The 18,267-nt window shown below is 56.7% G+C and carries 18 protein-coding genes and 1 pseudogene; 8 read left to right on the plus strand and 11 right to left on the minus strand.

The window, feature by feature from the left end:
- Positions 1-55: 55 nt before the first annotated feature.
- Entirely contained in the window at positions 56-2,053 is a 1,998-nt protein-coding gene (gene tkt / locus WBB95_RS22720; RefSeq protein WP_424489617.1) for a transketolase, read from the minus strand.
- Positions 2,054-2,311: 258 nt separating this feature from the next.
- Here tkt and WBB95_RS22725 point away from each other — a divergent pair, with 258 nt between their 5' ends.
- From WBB95_RS22725 to WBB95_RS22745, 5 genes are all read left to right on the plus strand, one after another.
- The gene (locus WBB95_RS22725) at positions 2,312-3,307 is read left to right on the plus strand and encodes an ArsR/SmtB family transcription factor (RefSeq protein ID WP_424489618.1); all 996 of its coding nucleotides are present in this window, start codon (positions 2,312-2,314) and stop codon (positions 3,305-3,307) included.
- 19 nt (positions 3,308-3,326) lie between these two features.
- Positions 3,327-4,517, plus strand: coding sequence for a methionine adenosyltransferase (gene metK, locus WBB95_RS22730; RefSeq protein ID WP_424489619.1), 1,191 nt, complete (start codon positions 3,327-3,329; stop codon positions 4,515-4,517).
- Positions 4,518-4,724: a hypothetical protein gene (locus tag WBB95_RS22735; RefSeq protein ID WP_424489625.1), complete on the plus strand. Its 207-nt coding sequence runs from the start codon at positions 4,518-4,520 to the stop codon at positions 4,722-4,724.
- Positions 4,725-4,822: 98 nt separating this feature from the next.
- Entirely contained in the window at positions 4,823-6,487 is a 1,665-nt protein-coding gene (gene ligB / locus WBB95_RS22740; RefSeq protein ID WP_424489620.1) for an NAD-dependent DNA ligase LigB, read from the plus strand.
- 70 nt (positions 6,488-6,557) lie between these two features.
- Positions 6,558-6,953 (plus strand): DUF1090 domain-containing protein, encoded by a 396-nt coding sequence (locus WBB95_RS22745; protein ID WP_424489621.1) that lies wholly within the window; start codon positions 6,558-6,560, stop codon positions 6,951-6,953.
- Between the two features lie 10 nt (positions 6,954-6,963).
- Here WBB95_RS22745 and WBB95_RS22750 read toward each other — a convergent pair whose 3' ends face one another.
- A complete protein-coding gene (locus WBB95_RS22750; RefSeq protein ID WP_424489622.1) occupies positions 6,964-7,413 on the minus strand; it encodes a c-type cytochrome in 450 nt (149 codons plus the stop codon).
- A gap of 129 nt (positions 7,414-7,542) precedes the next feature.
- On the opposite strand from WBB95_RS22750, the gene WBB95_RS22755 reads away from it, so the two are divergent.
- A complete protein-coding gene (locus WBB95_RS22755; RefSeq protein WP_424489623.1) occupies positions 7,543-8,727 on the plus strand; it encodes a murein transglycosylase A in 1,185 nt (394 codons plus the stop codon).
- 139 nt (positions 8,728-8,866) lie between these two features.
- Here WBB95_RS22755 and WBB95_RS22760 read toward each other — a convergent pair whose 3' ends face one another.
- Positions 8,867-9,253, minus strand: coding sequence for an MAPEG family protein (locus tag WBB95_RS22760; protein ID WP_424489624.1), 387 nt, complete (start codon positions 9,251-9,253; stop codon positions 8,867-8,869).
- Between the two features lie 193 nt (positions 9,254-9,446).
- On the opposite strand from WBB95_RS22760, the pseudogene WBB95_RS22765 reads away from it, so the two are divergent.
- A pseudogene (locus WBB95_RS22765) lies at positions 9,447-9,959 on the plus strand (cation:proton antiporter); the annotation flags it as partial.
- A 153-nt stretch (positions 9,960-10,112) separates the two neighbouring features.
- Here WBB95_RS22765 and WBB95_RS22770 read toward each other — a convergent pair.
- From WBB95_RS22770 to WBB95_RS22780, 3 genes are all read right to left on the minus strand, one after another.
- Positions 10,113-11,240 (minus strand): hypothetical protein, encoded by a 1,128-nt coding sequence (locus WBB95_RS22770; RefSeq protein ID WP_095023257.1) that lies wholly within the window; start codon positions 11,238-11,240, stop codon positions 10,113-10,115.
- Complete coding sequence (locus WBB95_RS22775; protein ID WP_095023256.1) at positions 11,224-11,868, minus strand: hypothetical protein; 645 nt, start codon at positions 11,866-11,868, stop codon at positions 11,224-11,226. The genes WBB95_RS22770 and WBB95_RS22775 overlap by 17 nt, the downstream gene beginning before the upstream one ends.
- Positions 11,869-12,194: 326 nt before the next feature.
- Positions 12,195-12,449: a hypothetical protein gene (locus WBB95_RS22780; protein WP_011167585.1), complete on the minus strand. Its 255-nt coding sequence runs from the start codon at positions 12,447-12,449 to the stop codon at positions 12,195-12,197.
- A 774-nt stretch (positions 12,450-13,223) separates the two neighbouring features.
- Here WBB95_RS22780 and WBB95_RS22785 point away from each other — a divergent pair.
- Entirely contained in the window at positions 13,224-14,045 is an 822-nt protein-coding gene (locus WBB95_RS22785) for a hypothetical protein (protein ID WP_070414817.1), read from the plus strand.
- A gap of 270 nt (positions 14,046-14,315) precedes the next feature.
- On the opposite strand, the gene WBB95_RS22790 is transcribed toward WBB95_RS22785, so the two are convergent.
- The 5 genes from WBB95_RS22790 to arsN2 form a co-directional block, all read right to left on the minus strand.
- Positions 14,316-15,068 carry a hypothetical protein gene (locus WBB95_RS22790; RefSeq protein ID WP_153338151.1) on the minus strand — a complete coding sequence of 251 codons (753 nt, stop codon included), beginning with the start codon at positions 15,066-15,068 and terminating at the stop codon, positions 14,316-14,318.
- A gap of 423 nt (positions 15,069-15,491) precedes the next feature.
- A complete protein-coding gene (locus tag WBB95_RS22795; RefSeq protein WP_227496826.1) occupies positions 15,492-15,923 on the minus strand; it encodes a hypothetical protein in 432 nt (143 codons plus the stop codon).
- Between the two features lie 75 nt (positions 15,924-15,998).
- Entirely contained in the window at positions 15,999-17,171 is a 1,173-nt protein-coding gene (locus tag WBB95_RS22800; protein WP_131670581.1) for a DUF3800 domain-containing protein, read from the minus strand.
- 61 nt (positions 17,172-17,232) lie between these two features.
- The gene (locus WBB95_RS22805; RefSeq protein ID WP_131670582.1) at positions 17,233-17,601 is read right to left on the minus strand and encodes a hypothetical protein; all 369 of its coding nucleotides are present in this window, start codon (positions 17,599-17,601) and stop codon (positions 17,233-17,235) included.
- Between the two features lie 72 nt (positions 17,602-17,673).
- Positions 17,674-18,126, minus strand: coding sequence for an arsenic resistance N-acetyltransferase ArsN2 (arsN2, locus tag WBB95_RS22810; protein WP_131670583.1), 453 nt, complete (start codon positions 18,124-18,126; stop codon positions 17,674-17,676).
- Positions 18,127-18,267: the final 141 nt, after the last annotated feature.

An 18,267-nucleotide genomic window follows, 5' to 3' on the forward strand; every position in this document is an offset into this window, starting at 1 on the left:
TGTGGGAGCGGGCTTGCTCGCGAAGAGGCCAGTCCAGCCACCCCAATCTACAGCCTTAGTCTTCCAGCAGCTCTTCAGCCTGACCCAGGATGTTTTCCAGGGTGAAACCGAACTCTTCGAACAACGCTGGCGCCGGCGCCGACTCACCGTAGGTGGTCATGCCGATCACGCGGCCTTCCAGGCCCACGTACTTGTACCAGTAGTCGGCGTGAGCCGCTTCGATGGCGATACGCGCGCTGACCTGCAACGGCAGGACCGATTGCTTGTAGTCGGCATCCTGGGCTTCGAACAGGCTGGTGCACGGCATGGACACAACGCGTACGTTGCGGCCTTGCTCGGTCAGCTTGTCGTAGGCCTGAACGGTCAGGCCGACTTCAGAACCGGTGGAGATCAGGATCAGTTCCGGCTCGCCGATGCAGTCCTTGAGCACATAACCACCACGGGCGATGTCGGCGATCTGCGCGTCGGTACGCACTTGGTGCTGCAGGTTCTGACGCGAGAAGATCAGCGCCGAAGGGCCGTCCTTACGCTCGATCGCGTGCTTCCAGGCCACCGCGGATTCGACCGCGTCAGCTGGGCGCCAGCAATCCAGGTTCGGCGTGGTGCGCAGGCTGGTCAGTTGCTCGACCGGCTGGTGCGTCGGGCCGTCTTCGCCCAGGCCGATGGAGTCGTGGGTGTACACATGGATCACGCGTTTTTTCATCAGCGCAGCCATGCGCACGGCGTTGCGCGCGTATTCCATGAACATCAGGAAGGTCGCGCCGTAAGGCACCAGGCCGCCGTGCAGGGACACGCCGTTCATGATGGCGCTCATGCCGAACTCGCGCACGCCGTAGTACATGTAGTTGCCGCTGGCGTCTTCGGCCGAGACACCTTTGCAACCTTTCCACAAGGTCAGGTTGGAACCGGCCAGGTCAGCCGAACCGCCGAGGAACTCCGGCAGCAATGGGCCGAAGGCGTTCAGGGTGTTTTGGCTGGCTTTACGGCTGGCGATGGTCTCGCCCTTGGCCGCGACTTCGGCGATGTAGGCCGAGGCTTTTTCCGAGAAGTCGGCAGGCAGGTCGCCGGCCAGGCGGCGTACCAGTTCATTGGCCAACTCAGGGAATTCGGCGGAGTAGGCAGCAAAACGCTGGTCCCACTCGGCTTCGGCAGCCAGGCCTTTTTCCTTGGCGTTCCACTCGGCGTAGATGTCGGCCGGGATTTCGAACGGGCCGTGGTTCCACTTCAGCGCTTCACGGGTCAAGGCGATTTCCGCGTCACCCAGTGGGGCGCCGTGGCAATCTTCTTTACCTTGCTTGTTCGGCGAGCCGAAACCGATGGTGGTCTTGCAGCAGATCAGGGTCGGCTGCTCGCTCTTGCGGGCGGTTTCGATGGCGGTCTTGATTTCTTCCGGGTCGTGACCGTCGACGTTGCGGATCACCTGCCAGTTGTAGGCTTCGAAACGCTTGGGGGTGTCGTCGGTGAACCAGCCTTCGACTTCGCCGTCGATGGAGATGCCGTTGTCATCGTAGAAGGCAATCAGCTTGCCCAGGCCCAGGGTACCGGCCAGGGACGACACTTCGTGGGAAATGCCTTCCATCATGCAGCCATCACCCAGGAACACATAGGTGTGGTGGTCGACGATGTTGTGGCCAGGGCGGTTGAACTGCGCGCCCAGGACTTTTTCAGCCAGTGCGAAACCCACCGCGTTGGCCAGGCCTTGGCCCAGGGGACCGGTGGTGGTCTCGACGCCTGGGGTGTAGCCGAATTCCGGGTGGCCCGGGGTGCGGCTGTGCAGCTGGCGGAAGCTCTTGAGGTCATCGATGGTGACGTCGTAGCCGGTCAGGTGCAGCAGCGAATAGATCAGCATCGAGCCGTGGCCGTTGGACAGCACGAAGCGGTCGCGGTCGGCAAACGAAGGGTTGCTTGGGTTGTGTTTCAGGTAGTCGCGCCAAAGTACCTCGGCGATATCCGCCATGCCCATCGGGGCACCGGGATGGCCGCTGTTGGCTTTTTGCACGGCATCCATGCTGAGGGCACGAATGGCGTTGGCACGCTCACGACGGCTGGGCATCGCTGTTCTCCTGAGGTTTGCTTAAAAGAAACGGAAAAAGGACCGGCATTTTCCCTCAGCCACCGCCTGCGGGCAATGAAAGATAGTCACTTGAGGGTGTTTTTCCTGTGGTTTGCACGGCATTCGGTTGCAGAAAAGCTCGGCCGCTTCGTCTAAAGGTTATCGCGGCGGCTTATAACGACCGATTATCGACCAATATCAAAACTTTTTGATATTGGCCTTGCGGGGATTTCCACCCGTCACTAGACTGCTGGCCTTATGAACCTACCCGTGCCCACCTTGCGTCCCGACGACGGCGATGAACTGGCAGCCTTGTGCAAGGCCGCTGGCGATCCGTTGCGTCTGAACGTGTTGCGCGCACTGGCGAACGACTCGTTTGGCGTACTGGAACTGGCGCAGATCTTCGCCATCGGCCAGTCCGGCATGAGCCACCATTTGAAGGTATTGGCCCAGGCCGACCTGGTGGCCACCCGCCGCGAAGGCAACGCAATTTTTTACCGCCGCGCCCTGCCCCACAGCGAATTGCTCGGCGGCAAGCTGCACGCCGCCCTGCTTGAAGAAGTGGACAACCTGGGCCTGCCAAGCGACGTACAGTCGCGCATCGCACAGGTCCATGGGCAACGCGCTGCCGCCAGCCAGGATTTTTTCTCACGGGTTGCCGAGAAATTTCGCGCCCAACAGGACCTTATTGCCGGCTTGCCCCAATACCGCGAAAGCGTACTGGCGCTGTTGGACAAGCTGAGCTTCAGTGATGAGGCGACCGCACTGGAAGTCGGCCCGGGCGACGGCGGCTTCCTGCCGGAACTGGCGCGCCGATTTGCGCAGGTGACGGCATTGGACAACAGCCCGGCCATGCTTGAGCTGGCGCGCCAGCTCTGCGAGCGCGAGGCGCTGGGCAATGTCAGCCTGCAGCTGGCCGACGCCTTGAATGACACCAGCCTGCGGGCCGATTGCGTGGTGCTGAACATGGTCTTGCACCATTTCGCCGCCCCCGCCGACGCCCTCAAGCAGATGGCAAATTTGCTGCAACCCGGCGGTAGCCTGCTGGTCACAGATTTATGCAGCCACAACCAGAATTGGGCCAAGGAGGCCTGCGGTGATCTCTGGTTGGGTTTTGAACAGGACGATCTGGCCCGTTGGGCCACCGCTGCGGGACTCGTTCCCGGGGAAAGCCTCTATGTAGGTTTACGTAATGGTTTCCAGATCCAGGTCCGCCATTTTCAGCGACCGGCTGGCGACACTCACCATCGGTAAATATCAGGAAAACATCGAGATGAGCGAATACTCCCTTTTCACCTCCGAGTCCGTGTCTGAAGGGCATCCGGACAAAATCGCCGACCAGATTTCCGACGCGGTGCTGGACGCCATCATTGCTGAAGACAAGTTCGCCCGTGTGGCGTGCGAGACTCTGGTGAAAACGGGCGTGGCAATCATCGCCGGTGAAGTCACCACCACGGCCTGGGTCGACCTGGAACAGATCGTCCGCGACGTGATCACCAAGATTGGCTACAACAGCTCCGACGTCGGTTTCGACGGCGCGACCTGCGGCGTGATGAACATCATCGGCAAGCAGTCCCCCGACATCAACCAAGGCGTTGACCGTGCCAAGCCTGAAGATCAGGGCGCCGGTGACCAGGGCCTGATGTTCGGCTACGCCAGCAACGAAACCGACGTGCTGATGCCGGCGCCGATCACCTTCTCGCACCAACTGGTGCAGCGCCAGGCCGAAGCCCGCAAAGGCGGCCTGCTGCCATGGCTGCGCCCGGACGCCAAGTCCCAGGTGACCTGCCGTTACGAAGGCGGCAAAGTCGTGGGCATCGACGCCGTCGTACTGTCGACCCAGCACAACCCGGACGTTTCCTACGCCGACCTGCGCGAAGGCGTGATGGAGCTGATCGTCAAGCACGTGCTGCCTGCCGAGCTGCTGACCAAGGACACCCAGTTCCACATCAACCCGACTGGCCAGTTCATCATCGGTGGCCCGGTTGGCGACTGCGGCCTGACTGGTCGCAAGATCATCGTCGACAGCTACGGCGGCATGGCCCGTCACGGCGGTGGCGCGTTCTCGGGTAAAGACCCCTCCAAGGTTGACCGTTCCGCCGCTTATGCCGGTCGTTACGTGGCCAAGAACATCGTCGCGGCCGGCCTGGCCGAACGCTGCGAGATTCAGGTTTCCTACGCAATTGGTGTAGCCCAGCCTACGTCGATCTCGCTGAATACCTTCGGCACCGGCAAGATCAGCGATGACAAGATCGTCAAGCTGGTGCGTGAGATCTTCGACCTGCGCCCGTACGCAATCACCACCATGCTCGACCTGCTGCACCCGATGTACCAGGAAACCGCAGCCTACGGCCACTTCGGCCGTACACCTGTGCAGAAGACTGTCGGCGACGACACCTTCACCACGTTCACCTGGGAAAAAACCGACCGCGCCAACGACCTGCGCACTGCCGCCGGCCTGTAATTGCTCACGGTAGACAACGCCCCGCCAGGTTCGCCTGGCGGGGCTTTTTTATGCCCGGATGGTTTTCTCGGCGCACTGGAGCAGGTCAACAAAGGCTGTAACAAACTCGTCGCGTCCCAGGCCAAGGTTGATGCAAGCCAGCAAAAACAGCAGACAAAGGCGCAAAACAACGACGCAGTGAAAGCCTTGGGCGGTCTGTTCAAGTAAACAGAAACACCCGGTAAACAGCCCCGCCCTTTCGGGGCTTTTTTGTGGCCGCATGGATCACTTAGGCTGGGCGTCCCTTTCGAGCAAGGATGCTCACGATGCGCTTACTGATGGTTCTTTTACTCAGTGCCCTGCCCTTCCTGGCGTGGGCCGAAGGCTGCCCCGCCGACGCCCGGTCACAGGTTGCCGGCCTCGCCAGGCAAATCCAGCAGTGGGATGACAGCTACCACCGGCTCGGCCAGTCACCCGTCAATGACGAGCTCTACGACCAGGCTCGCCTGCGTCTGGCCCGCTGGCGCGCGTGCTTCCCTCAAGCCGACCTGCTGGCTGACAAACCCCTGGCGAGTTCACGCGGCACGCAGCGTCATCCGGTCGCGCATACCGGGCTGGAAAAGCTGCTGGATGAGTCGGCGGTAAGCGACTGGCTTGGCACACGCCACGACGTGTGGATTCAACCCAAGGTCGACGGGGTTGCGGTGACGCTTGTGTATCGCCAAGGGCGCTTGAGCCAGGTCATCAGCCGCGGTGACGGCGTGCTCGGCCAGGACTGGTCCGCCGCCGCGCGCAGGATTCCCGGCATTGTCCAGCAATTGGCGGAACCCGTGGATTTGGTGCTGCAAGGCGAGCTCTATTGGCGCCTTATCGATCATGTGCAATCCGCACGTGGCGGGCTCAACGTCCGCAGCAAAATCGCCGGGCTGATGAACCGCCGACAACCGCTGAGCGACGCCGAGGCGGCCGGCATCGGCTTGTTCGTCTGGGCCTGGCCAGACGGCCCAAGCGACTTCAGCGAACGCCTTGCCACCCTGGCACGCTGGGGCTTCACCGACAGCCAGCGCTACAGCCAGCCCATCGTGAACATCAGTGAAGCCGCGCACTGGCGCACTTACTGGTACCAGCACCCGCTGCCGTTCGCCAGTGACGGCGTGGTGTTGCACCAAGCCTTGCGCGCACCCGCCAAGCGCTGGCAGGCCAGTGCGCCTTACTGGGCTGTCGCCTGGAAGTACCCGGCCGCCAAGGCGCTGGCCTGGGTACGCAATGTGAATTTCAAGATCGGCCGCACCGGGCGCATCACACCCGTTCTGGAACTGGAACCGGTGCGGCTCGATGATCGGCAGATCAGCCGCGTCAGCGCCGGCTCTCTGAAACGCTGGCAGGCGCTGGACATCCGCCCCGGCGATCAGGTCTCCATCAGCCTCGCCGGCCAGGTGATTCCGCGCCTGGACCAAGTGATCCTGCGCAACGAAACCCGCGTGCCGGTGCAAGCGCCCGACGCGCGCAATTATCACACCCTGAGTTGCTGGCAACTGGACCCCGGCTGCGAGGAGCAATTGCTGGCCCGCCTGACGTGGCTCAGCGGTAATCAAGGCCTGGCGTTGCCCCAAATGGGCCGCGAGACCTGGAACATATTGATCCAGGCCGGTCTAATCGCAGGCTTTCTCGATTGGTTAACCCTGGATGCGGCAGAGCTTGCTAACATTGAAGGCTTCGGTGATCGCAGCCGTGCCCGAGTGCTCGACAACATCCAAAGCGCGCGGCAACGGCCCTTTGCCCACTGGCTTAAAGCCTTGGGCGTGCCGCCTGCGGCCCGTAATAACCTGCAAGGTGGCTGGCAGACGCTGGTCGCCAAAGACACCCAAGCCTGGCTGGCCACTGATGGCATCGGCCCGGGTCGCGCAGCGCAACTGAGCGCTTTTTTTCGCGACCCGCAGGTACAGGCCTTGGCTGAAACATTACGCGTGGCCGGGATAGACGGGTTTTAGGCCCGGCCCAATCAATTGCAACCGTCGGCAGAATTCACCCTGCCTTGCGAATACGACCTTGGAGCCCTACATGAAATTTCTCGCCCCACTTGCCTTGTTGACCGTCGCAAGTTTCATGGCCACGCCGTTGCTGGCGGCCGAAGAAGCCTCGCCACTCACCGGCTGCGCCGCCAAGCGCCAAGCCATCAGCACCCAGATTGAACAAGCCAAGGCCCATGGCAACAGCGAGCAACAAGCCGGCCTGGAAAAAGCCCTGAGCGAAGTCACCGCCAACTGCACCGACGCGTCCTTGCGCAAAGAGCGCGAAAACAAGGTGCTCGACGCCAAGCATGAAGTCAGCCGCCGTCAGGCCGACCTCGACAAGGCGATGAAAAAAGGCGACGCCGACAAGATCAACAAGCGCAAAGACAAGCTCGCCCAGTCCCGCAAGGAACTGCAGGAAGCGGTAGAAGAACTCGACCAGTAAAACCGGTCAGTTAATGGTCCCGAAACTGTTTATGGCAGGCGGTGCAGGCGTCTTCGACTTTTTGCACCGCGGGCCCCAGGTTGCTGGCCTTGTAAGGCTGGACCTGGCTTGCGACCACCAATTCACCGGTGGCCGCTTCAAGGTTTCGGGCCAGTTCCTGAAAGCGTGCCCGTTGCTGCCACACGCTGTCTTTGGCGCTGGTGTGGTCTTCCTCACGTACGCTCGGGAAATGCTTCCACGGTTCGTGGGACAACGCATCGAGTTTCACCGCGCCTTCGGCGAACTTGGCGCCGTCGAACGGGATGCGCCCGCGCAGCATGCCACCCAGGTCTTCGCCGGTCTTGAGCATCTGCTTGAAGATCGCCTTGCGCTGACCGAGGGGCGAATTCGGATCGACGCCACCGCAGGCGGACAGTGTCAGGCAGGCCAGCAATACAACGGTCAGTCTTTTAAAAGTCATGTTGGCTTCAAGGTCACGGGAAACGGCGGCCAGTATCCTCGCCCCGCCCGCAAAGACCAATAGCCCTATTAATAATAAGGGTTGCCCGACTGCGCGAATGCGCGGGCAATCGCTTCAGGAATTGCTTGTATGACTATCACCTTGAAACCCTGGAGCCGCCGCCTGGCATGGGCTCTGCCAATGATCGCAGTGCTGGCCGGTTGCGATGGCGGCAAGGACGCCGGCAAAGATGAAACTGTAAAACCCCATGCCGTTGCCACCTATGTGAGCGCACCGTGGGAAGCCTTGCCGGCGGTGTCCGACAGCGACTTGCTGGCCGGTTTTGAATCCTGGCGCAGCGCCTGCCAGCGCCTCAAGGCTGACCCGGTCTGGGGCGCAACCTGTGCAGCGGCGGCCACGGTGCCGGGCAATGCGGTGGCGGTTCGCGGGTTTCTCAAGGAGCGCCTGGATGTATTCGGCCTGCGCTCGGCCGACAACACGCCGAACGGCCTGATCACCGGCTACTACGAACCCGTCTACCCCGGCAGCCTGACCGAAACCGCCAGCGCACATGTGCCGGTGTACGGCGTGCCGGATGACCTGATCATCGTCAACCTGGAAAGCATCTACCCCGAACTCAAGGGCAAACGCCTGCGTGGTCGTCTGGAAGGCCGCGTCCTCAAGCCTTATGACGATGCGAGCACCATCAACGGCCAAGGCTCCACCGCCAAGCCGATTGCCTGGCTGACAGACCCGATGGACCTGCAATTCCTGCAGATCCAGGGCTCGGGGCGTATTCAATTGGCGGGCGGGCGCCAACTGCGAATCGGGTATGGCGACCAGAATGGCTACCCTTATCGCCCGATCGGCCGTTGGCTGGTGGAGCAAGGCGCATTGAAAAAAGAGGACGTGACCATGGGCGCCATCAGCGCCTGGGCTAAGGCCAACCCGCAACGCATTCCCGAACTGTTGGCGAGCAACCCCAGCTACGTGTTCTTCAGCGCGCGCCCGGACAGCAATGAAGGCCCTCGTGGCTCACTGAATGTGCCACTGACTGCCGGTTACAGCGTGGCGGTGGATCGCAAAGTGATTCCGCTGGGCAGCCTGTTGTGGCTGTCGACGACCACACCGGATGGTTCGCCCATCGCAAGGCCTGTGGCCGCGCAGGACACCGGCGGCGCGATCACCGGCGAAGTGCGCGCGGACCTGTTCTGGGGCACTGGCCAGGCGGCCGGGGAACTGGCGGGGAACATGAAGCAGCAGGGGCAAATCTGGATGCTGTGGCCGAAAGGTGCGGCGCTGCCGCAGGTGCCGGATGCACCCGCCGGCACCTGACAGGCGCTGAAGCTCAAATGTGGGAGCGGGCTTGTGTGGGAGCTGGCTTGCCTGCGATAGCATCACCTCGGTACATCAGAAACACCTAGGTGCCTGCATCGCAGGCAAGCCAGCTCCCACAAAGGGCCGGGGTCAGGCATTAGATCGAGACAAAAAAGAAGCTCGCAATCAACGCCATGCCCACCGCCCACACCAGCGAACGCAGCATTGCCCAGTCCGCCAGGTAGCAAATGATGTACAGCAGGCGACTGGTGATAAACAACACCGCCAGCACATTGATGGTCACCAGCGAGGCCGTGCCGGCCAGGTGCGCAATGATCACCGCCGCCGCAAACGCCGGCGTCACTTCAAAGCTGTTGAGTTGCGCACTGTGGGCACGCTTGGCGAACCCTTCGAGGGTGTCCAGGAACGAGCGCGGGTCGTGGTTCTGCCGTGGCCCGAACTTGCCACCGCTGAACTTGGCCACACCTGTACACAGATAAGGCAGAAATATTGCGATCAACACACACCAGAAAGCCACCGTCATCACTGATTCCTTTTGTCGTTTTATCCAGCGGTTAGAGTTTTAGCACTAAAAATGCGAAGTCGCACTTACCCGCTATGAGCCACGCCGCAGCGAAAGGTTCTACGCGCTTTCGCTCAAGGGCGTGCAACATCCCGCCACTGCTGCGGTCCATCCACCCATTAGCCATCGCCCACCCAACTTCCAAGGACCCCGGATGCTTGAACTTGTCGCCGCCTTCATTTGCCTCACCACCCTGCTCACCTATGTGAACTACCGGTTTATCGGCCTGCCGCCCACCATCGGCGTAATGGTCACCGCTTTGCTGTTTTCGCTGATCCTGCAAGGCCTGAGCGTTATCGGCTACCCGGGGCTGGAAGAGCGCATCCAGCAACTGATCGGCCAGATCGACTTCGGCGATTTGCTGATGAACTGGATGCTCTCGTTCCTGCTGTTCGCCGGTGCCTTGCACGTTAACCTCAGCGACCTGCGCAGTTACCGCTGGCCCATCGGCCTGCTGGCGACCTTCGGCGTGTTGATCGCCACCGTGGTGATCGGCAGCTTGGCGTACTACATCTTTGCGCTGTTTGGCTGGCACGTGAGCTTCCTCTACTGCCTGCTGTTCGGCGCGCTGATCTCGCCGACCGACCCGATTGCGGTATTGGGTGTGCTGCGAACCGCGAACGCATCCAAACCACTGAAAACCACGATCGTCGGCGAATCGCTTTTCCCCCCATATGGCCGTATGGACAGACACCTGAACGTCCCGTTTTCATTGGCCTGCGTCTAAATAGGCACTGTCCATACGATATTTGGTTTCTATGGACACCCGTCGTTGTCTCAAGGTTGCGTGCATGCTTCCTCAATTCCCCACTGACTGCCTTTAAAAAATTAGCGCGTTGGTCACCGCTGCCCTACTGGCATCCAAGAGTGGTTTCTCGGATAAGCTCAGCAGGAAGCTTTGCTCTTTAGCGACCTCCCGAAGGAGACTGTCCATGGCCACGGAGAGATGCATCAAGCCGTTAAACTTGTCTTCCGTGTTAAATATAAAGCGAGATCCATCTGGCACTATCAGTCGCCTCGCTTCTTCCTTGTTGTTCCACAAGTAATCCAAATATCTTTGGGTCTCAGCTAATATCGCTAATTCATAGTAGGCGCCAACGGAGAGACTATGCATGTTGGCGTGGTACATTATTGAGGCAATATCAAAGCTGGAGATCGTTACAGCTTTTCCTTCCGCCTCGAGATCTGCCTTTATGTTTTTACATAATCTTATTGATTTGCGGAGCCCGCCACTCGTGGTTTCACATCGTTCTCGTATTTTTTTGATGTGCAGGAAAGGCCAGTTTTCAATCGTGGTGTTTTTATGCGAATCTAGGATGGTGACAGCACGGTCGTGTTTCTGACCAGATGCTTGATAACTAATAGTGTCATGCCAGTGGGAAGGCACGACATCAACTGGACGCGCTAACGACCCTCCTTGCAATTTAATGGCCTTGGAGCCAGAGGTGTCAATTGTCGCTGCGGGAAACGCATCGCGAAGAGCTTTACTAATTTCCCCCCTGCGAGCAGTCAACACGCCAACTGAGGTGCGTGAGGTCGGTGAACGATACTGACCCGATGTACTCATGTACCCACGCGCATCATAGGTATGAAAGTCAGCTTCTATCGCTAAAAGGTCGACATCACTGACCCCTCGAATATGGACATTAAGCGGTACTGAACCCTGTAGCTCGAATTCAAGATTGCCGCTTGTCCTCTTCGACAACTGGTTGCTAACCCGTTCTGCGGTTTCGATGCTGATGCGTGTGTAGGTAGGGTCTACCTCTTGCATAGCGCCTAAAGCAAATGTTGTATTCGGCTTGTCTTTAACCCTATGTTCCCACGCCTCTTTTGTAAGGCTTCGGTTCACGATGAAATCCTTCGCATCCATCGCGATTACAGCGGATCTATCAAGGCCCGAGCGTCTGGAGCGCAGACGATTGATTCGTTCGTTAATTGGTGTGTTCATTTTTTCTCCTAAGCTCCATTCGCCCATAGGTGGGCCGACCGTAACCGTTAAAATAGTCACCCTTTGCGCAATCTAGTGATTTAGCAAACAAAAGGTTTGCGCTGCCAACATGTCCCCGAAGCTCAGGTTCGCCGGGGTTAGGATCATTCTGGTAGTTATAAAGAAGGCGGTATCCGTCAGCTTCATCGTGAACCAATGCCGCAGTGATACTGTTGGAGCCTGATTGATGTGTCTTCAATCGCACTCTAATCTTGTCCCAAGTTTGACAAATATATACATCGGCTTGCCAAGAACGAATCGGATTTCCTTCGGTGTCCAGTGTTGTTCCAGTGCACTGCCACTCTCCCGAAAGATCAGGAACTTTTAGATATTTAACTGCCCAGCGCCATTTCCAAACTGTCTTATTGAATAGTGCGTACAGCAGGGCAAAAACTATACCTGCGCCAATTAGTGACAGGGCTGTCGGTGGAAGATTTACAGGCAGGTCATACTTTTTAGCCAAATCTTCAGCTGACAGCAGCAAAAAAACCGCAATGCCGGAAATCGCGCTTGCCAGTAGTGTCAAGTACCGGCCAATCAGAGCTCGATTTACCCCGCCCAATAGGCTGTATTCATGATCGTGAATCATTAGACGCAACCTTCATCAGACGCAACTTTGAATAGACTTAATGTCCCGGAAGCCCATTAACCTGCAGAAGATGGGCAGCAGCAAAGCCGCCCAGAGCTTCCGATGAGACTTCAAAAATTACTGGGTATGGCATACCGAGGAACACGTCCGGCAACCGTTCGACTGCTGGTAGGTGTTGCGAGCCTGGCGAACAGCGGTCACACAGGTGGTGTGATAGCCAAGATCAAGGCGGTTATGGAGTGCCGGCAAATAGATGCACGTACTGGTATGCACCTCGTGGTCACCATTGGTCTGTGCATTACGGTTCACGAAATACTGAGCCATTTTTACTCACCCCGCTCTTTGTTCGATTGGGCGAGTACCGAGGCCGCTAGGGTCTTGGTGGTGGCGTTGTACTTGTTGCTGTCGAGGACATGACTGGCTTTAGTCTCCATATCGGCACCGGTTTGCTTGCCGGTCGAAGCTTGAGCCATGGCCGACCCTGCCAATTCCTTCTGGATGGCCGAGGAGCTATCACTACGCAGGATTTTGGAGGCCAAGCTGGCCACGTGAGACGAAGTTTGTTTAGGATTTTTCGGCACGATTAGGTGCTCCTGTATCTAGAAAAAATCGAGTAGGCAGGAGCAACCCTTGAGCGGAAAGCCGAGCTGAATGGTTGACATCCAAAGTCGGTTTTTCTCTAATGCGCGTCCCACCAATGTCCGCATTGGCTCAGGGATTGGCGGGTATGTGTGCTCGGCGTCCAAACTTTGCACGCATACCCGCTGTGTTCACTGAAACCTCAGCCTCTCGCCAAAAACACAACATGTAGTGTTGTTGTCGAGATGACCTACAAGATAATGGGGTCAAAATGACATTGCAAGGCAACAAGCCTGTGGATAACTTGTGCGCAAATCAGTGGTTGGATCCACTTTGCCCCTGTATGCATGCCCAGCCCTTCTAAATCGCGGGCTACGACGTTTCGTTCTTGAAATATTTTGAAACACACTCATTTCGCATGTCTCTGTTCACTCTCGAACAGTGCCCCTCAGCGTTTAAAAGTGACAATCTAGTGGCGTCATTTCTTCGTTAAATCTAGTTTGGTTTTACCATCAGTTGCTGTTCTTGAACTCTTTCCACTGCCAGTAGGTGACGCTAAAAAACCGTCCATTGAAAACATTCGGGCGGGGTATTGCGGGGCTATTTCCTCTGACCTATGATCCCAATAGGCGGTGATGGTCGCCTGGCGCCTGTTTCGCGAAGCAATAGCCCATCTGTGACACCCTTCAGTTTTACATCGGCATGTCCCTAACCAGACGCTGCCCGGTGAACAGGCAATCGGACACCTAAGCGTCGTAGATTTAGGAACCATTGCCATGTCTGATTTTTCCCCGCTAAACATCTTTAAATCCCAAGCTAAACAGCTTGCTCGTGATCAGGGCCTGAAGCTTTCTGTCGCTCAAGAAACCCTTGTGCAAAAAGCGGGCTTCGCTGATTACCATGAGTTTTCTGTCGTCGCCCAACGGAACCTCAAGGATCCGCGTCTGATGTTGGCCGTTTTTGGGATCAAAGACTTTTCCCAAGCGATCCATGAGGATGATGTCTACGCCAACCTGGATCTAGAATTGGAGGATCAGCTCTCCGGCGCGATTGCGGATACCAATGCGAGTGGATTCACTATTGATGCTCTTGAAGTTGAAACCGCTGACTACAGCGACGCAACCGGGAAGCTTTCTTTAGAGGTTTCCCTGACCTACCAGGGGCAGCAAGATCAGGAGAGGATGTATCACGGTGCAGCGTTCTATCTCAAAGCCACGGTCGAATTGCTACGCCGTGATGGTATATGGCTGCTTGCTGAGAAAGGTGTGGTCATCTCCAGCGGTGAATCTGATGCTGACCGCGACCGTAGATCTGAGCAGGAGTATTGGGCAACCGTGGAAGAAGCCCGGAGTAGTAACCGGATGTCCATGGCTCAAGCGCTTGCTATTGAGCTGGGGATATCTGTCGATGACGCCGAGCTTTTGTCCGGAGCAGAGATCACGACTAACGAATCGGATGACGGGCTCGTATATAGCTACTGGATCAATCTCGAACCGGAAGCTGAAGGCGAGCTGAGAGCAGACCTGCTTGCGCGATTCGGCTCTCTGGAGTACGAGTTAGACCCAAACTTCTTCGATGATGTTGAGCACGAGTTCTGAAATCAATGAGGAAGTGGCCAGCTGAAAGCTGGCCATTCAAAACAACCTCACTCACATCTCTGCTCACAAAAAATGGCCCCTCTTTACCGGATTTACCTATCTTCTGGCCGACAGCCAGCAGATAGTGATCGACCTTTCGTGAGCGTTCCACGCAGCAGATTCTGCCAATGCGCTGAAGGGCTGTGTGAGCGCTTCGATCCTGTCCACGGGAGACACCATCGACGCTTCCCGTCGTAACAAGAAACCGGCCCGGTAGACCGGCTTCCTGAGTCATCTAAACTTTACGAACTGGGGATGAGCTTGCTGAAGGTAGTCTTTGACAAGACCCGTGATGAACTGATGGCCTTCATCAATCGTCATTGATACCTGCGCGGGCTGTTGCATCATTTCTTGAAAGCCGTGCCTAGCATCGAACCCGTTCAAACTGAAATTGTTGGCTGAACAGGTGAATTTCTTCTCTTTTCGCTTGCTTCTAAAAGCCTTTAGACCCTTCCGCCTTTCCCATGTCTCAAGAGTGTCCAGTATCTTGTAGTAGGTGATCCAACTGCTGTCTTGGTCGAGAAATTTGAGGAAGAGGTAAATATCCTCATGCTCAGCGGCCAGCATCATAAGGCTGATTTTCTGTGATGTGCCAAGAGCCTTCCTGAGATCATCGGCCCAAGCTTGGCTGGAGACAGCAGGCTTGGTAAGCATCCCCGGAATGTTCCTTTTTTCTTGCCTAGCGAGCTCGCCCCCCTCAAGCAGGATCTTGTAGATACTCAGCTTGTATGGTTCGCGCTCCAACAGCGTCGATGCACCATTGAAAAGACTCAAAAGCTCATAGGTGATCTGCCAGACTCCTTCCTGAGTTTGACCCTCGAACAGATTTGAATTAAATCGGAAGTCGTCGTTAGGGCAGTCGTTCCAGTCATCTACTCCCCCCCAGAGCCTGAAGTAATTGATGCTGTGCCCCCATGTGCAAAGCTGCCTGATCTCCTGCGGGTCGCCGTTGAGCAACACTTCCCAATCACCTTGCATTTGCATCAGATCCCCCCAAACTTGAGATCCAGATGCTAGCAAAAAAAGCAGTCAGTAACCGGCCCTCCTGGGCTCCCAAAGTTATCCGTAGCTGGCAACCGGAGATGATTGATCAAGAGCATCCCGTTTCCCGAAGCACATTGGATTGGATGCAAGCTATCTAACCGCGCACCTTGAAATCAGGCTTCGGTCTGGTGTTGTTTGGTTAGGTGAGATGCCAGCTGAGCAGTCATGGTGCAGGTCGCAGCTGGTGAGGGATGTGAAGCCTTCCTCTCATCGTAGTCTGCATTCCGTCGCTCAGCTTAATGTGCCCAAATAGGGTCATTAAGCCTAAAAATTGTGGTTAATGTGCCGTATTAGGGACATTAGCCTGGCTCGTCACACGGGGCATATCCACAGCATTCTGCGTCCAGACGGCGGTTAATACTCTTAGTCGCTAGGCTCATGGCGAGCCCAGCGCAACGTAGCTATCGACATGAATTGCCTAATAGCCAACGCACCACGTTCATTTCTGGCTTTCGACCCAGGCACGGTCAGCGCTGCCTCTACCTTGGCACGACTTGCTTCGTACATTGCAAATGCGTTGAACTCAGAATCAAGCAGTACCAAGAGCACAGTATCAAAGGGTTGTCGTAGATCAATTGCACCCATACGGCCCGTAATCTTTTGCGGGTTCAGGATACAGCGCCCCTTGATCTTGATTCTCGCGACGCCAACTTCCAGCGTCTCTGTAGCGTCGTAACCTGCCTGCCTTGCAGGATGTAGTAACAGGCCGAGTCTAGTGGCAGCTTCGTACTCTGCGATCTCGCCTGTCACGCCCAGCGGCTTGCCGGTCAGGCGATAGAATCTACGCGCGAGCACCTGGCCTCTTTCAAGATCTCTAGGATTTCATCCTGGATCAATGCAGCCTGCTGAGGTTCGTTGCCATGACTGAGCTCAGTCATCTGCAAACGCCTCGAGCGCAGTGAGCAGCTTGGCAAGCTCAGTCAGGTTGGCTGCAGTCACGATGTCATATTCTCCTCGACTACTCAGCCGATACACCTCTCGAGCCTTTTTGACACGTTCCAGCAGAGGGACGACTATGCCTGACGCCCTTTCCAGAAACTCGTTGATGTCAGCCCGTGTCTGAGGAATTTTGTAGCCTTTGGCCGCGCTTGTGATAATCACGTCCGAATCGCGAAGCTTGGCGATGCCGCTGGAGCGGATCCTCTGGTCGTTGATATCTCCGAAGCCGCTATCTTTTAGGTGGCCGACTATTTCTGCGGTTGGCACGTAGTCTTTGGTGACGAATTCGCTTTGGAATCTCAGGAACCGCAAGATGCTCAGCTGCAGGCGCTCATCCTCATTAGGGTGCTCACCAGCCCGTTCGCTAAAAAGGTCAGCCTGGCGGAGAGCTTCTTGGTGTACCTGGTAGTCTGCATACCCAGATTCATCCGCCGGCGGCGGCAGAAGAGACTGGTACTTGGATGGCCACTCAAGCATTCCAAGGGTCAGGCTTCGTAGAATCTTTTTGTAGGCAAGAACTGCTTCTTCCGATGCTTTCTCTTCGTAGATCTGAGCGACTGAGCCAGCAAAAAAATCTGCAACCTGAACCAAGACGTTGTCCTTACTGGCCATCGTCTGGAAGGCATCCTTATCGCCAAATAGGTCGTCCACGAATCGTTCTGCAACGTAGCTTTTGAGGCTCTCCTGAAATTCCTGGCCACCATGTTCGTCTACGACCATCTGGAGGTCAGGGTATGCGCGGAACAAACGTTCATAGAGCAACCCGTTCACGTATTTTATGAACGAGGTCTTGATACGGAGGCCGCCGTCTTTGTGAATTCGAGACTTATCAACGACGGTGAAATAGAGCTTGAATGGCAGCTCAGCTAGCTCGTTGAGGATTCGGGCACGGCGATCTGAATCTTTGGGCTTCAGATTGCTAGATTTGATCTCGCCTGTTTGAAAATGACGCATGCGGAGTGCTTCAGCTTGGGCATAAGCAGCTTCCAGATCTTTCTCTGCCACCAGAATGGAGCACACGATGAAGAAGCCCGAGCTTCCTCCCTTTGACGTATCAAGGTCGGAATTCCCGGACTCATCCACGAATGCATACGTTCTGTCCATGAGCTTGCTCCATCAACAACGTACTGAGTGCGGTGGGTCGCCCAATGGCAAGGTGGCGAACTTAGTTCGTCGCAGTGGTACTGCCTGGAGCGGGGCCTTCGCTGAACGTGTAGTTGATGACCACGTCATTTCGGATCAAGACGTCGAGAGTTTTCTGGGTGCCCCTAGTCGTCACCTTCATGGTGACCACGTAGCTTTGAGCATGGGCTGAGCCATTGGTGTAGGTGTAGATCCACTTTTCGTCAGTCTCGCTGACTGCGCTCTTGGCGTAGGGCTCACCAAACAGGGACTTCAACTCGGTAGTCGTCGTTTTGCCTTTGGTGATGCTAGCTACACTGGCCGACGGAAAGTCTCGTCCTGCGGTGTAGTGGGACGTAGCGCAACCGCCGAGCGCGACACACACACCCATTACTGCGATGAGCTTTTTCATATCCTTCCTTGATCGTAGAAAGCTTTAAATCTAGCTGGCATCGAGGCTAAAAGCCATCACCAAGGTGATCAGCTACTTTCGTGCATTCGCAGATAATGCTTTGCACATGTAGCAAGCCGAGCCAGGGCAAAGCCCCCTGAACTGCTCCGTCTGAGAAATAAGAGGTGGCGCAGAGCCTTGTTGATTTACTGCATAGCCCTGCTGCTTAAAAAAGCCTGAAGCAGTTGTTGTCAGCAAATGAAATCGAGCGATTCCCTGCTCGGCGGCTTTCGCTTCAATGACCCGAAGCACCGCGACACCGACCCCCTTCGATCTGAATGTCGACACTACGACCAGAGAACGCAACAACCCGTCCGTACCATGCGTTTCGAATCCTCCCCATGCGACCGTCTCGCTATCCAGTGTGAACTCAAAAAAGGTTCGGCCTGGAAGATCAATATCGCCTGCTGGAAGGTCAGCAGATTTCAGTGCATCGCGAAAGCGCTGCGACTGCCCTCCGGCTATTTCCGTTGCCTGGATCATCATACCCCCTCCCTCCTCTGATCACCGTTATGCCGACACGCATGGAACGTTAGAGCACATGCCGAAACAGCAGACATCATATTCGCTTTACCGAATATTCGCCAAAGCGTATATTCGATTTTCCATATGCGTCGAGTTCCACAA

This window comes from Pseudomonas sp. (assembly GCF_049645325.1).
In the GTDB taxonomy this organism is placed as follows: domain Bacteria; phylum Pseudomonadota; class Gammaproteobacteria; order Pseudomonadales; family Pseudomonadaceae; genus Aquipseudomonas.

Coding starts and splice junctions, on each gene's coding strand:
- WBB95_RS22800 (WP_131670581.1), bottom strand. CDS start 17,171: ATGGACAGAACGTATGCATTCGTGGATGAGTCCGGGAATTCCGACCTT.
- WBB95_RS22725 (WP_424489618.1), top strand. CDS start 2,312: ATGAACCTACCCGTGCCCACCTTGCGTCCCGACGACGGCGATGAACTG.
- metK (WP_424489619.1), top strand. CDS start 3,327: ATGAGCGAATACTCCCTTTTCACCTCCGAGTCCGTGTCTGAAGGGCAT.
- WBB95_RS22775 (WP_095023256.1), bottom strand. CDS start 11,868: ATGATTCACGATCATGAATACAGCCTATTGGGCGGGGTAAATCGAGCT.
- WBB95_RS22755 (WP_424489623.1), top strand. CDS start 7,543: ATGACTATCACCTTGAAACCCTGGAGCCGCCGCCTGGCATGGGCTCTG.
- WBB95_RS22770 (WP_095023257.1), bottom strand. CDS start 11,240: ATGAACACACCAATTAACGAACGAATCAATCGTCTGCGCTCCAGACGC.
- ligB (WP_424489620.1), top strand. CDS start 4,823: ATGCGCTTACTGATGGTTCTTTTACTCAGTGCCCTGCCCTTCCTGGCG.
- WBB95_RS22750 (WP_424489622.1), bottom strand. CDS start 7,413: ATGACTTTTAAAAGACTGACCGTTGTATTGCTGGCCTGCCTGACACTG.
- arsN2 (WP_131670583.1), bottom strand. CDS start 18,126: ATGATGATCCAGGCAACGGAAATAGCCGGAGGGCAGTCGCAGCGCTTT.
- WBB95_RS22805 (WP_131670582.1), bottom strand. CDS start 17,601: ATGAAAAAGCTCATCGCAGTAATGGGTGTGTGTGTCGCGCTCGGCGGT.
- WBB95_RS22785 (WP_070414817.1), top strand. CDS start 13,224: ATGTCTGATTTTTCCCCGCTAAACATCTTTAAATCCCAAGCTAAACAG.
- tkt (WP_424489617.1), bottom strand. CDS start 2,053: ATGCCCAGCCGTCGTGAGCGTGCCAACGCCATTCGTGCCCTCAGCATG.
- WBB95_RS22745 (WP_424489621.1), top strand. CDS start 6,558: ATGAAATTTCTCGCCCCACTTGCCTTGTTGACCGTCGCAAGTTTCATG.
- WBB95_RS22760 (WP_424489624.1), bottom strand. CDS start 9,253: ATGACGGTGGCTTTCTGGTGTGTGTTGATCGCAATATTTCTGCCTTAT.
- WBB95_RS22790 (WP_153338151.1), bottom strand. CDS start 15,068: ATGCAAATGCAAGGTGATTGGGAAGTGTTGCTCAACGGCGACCCGCAG.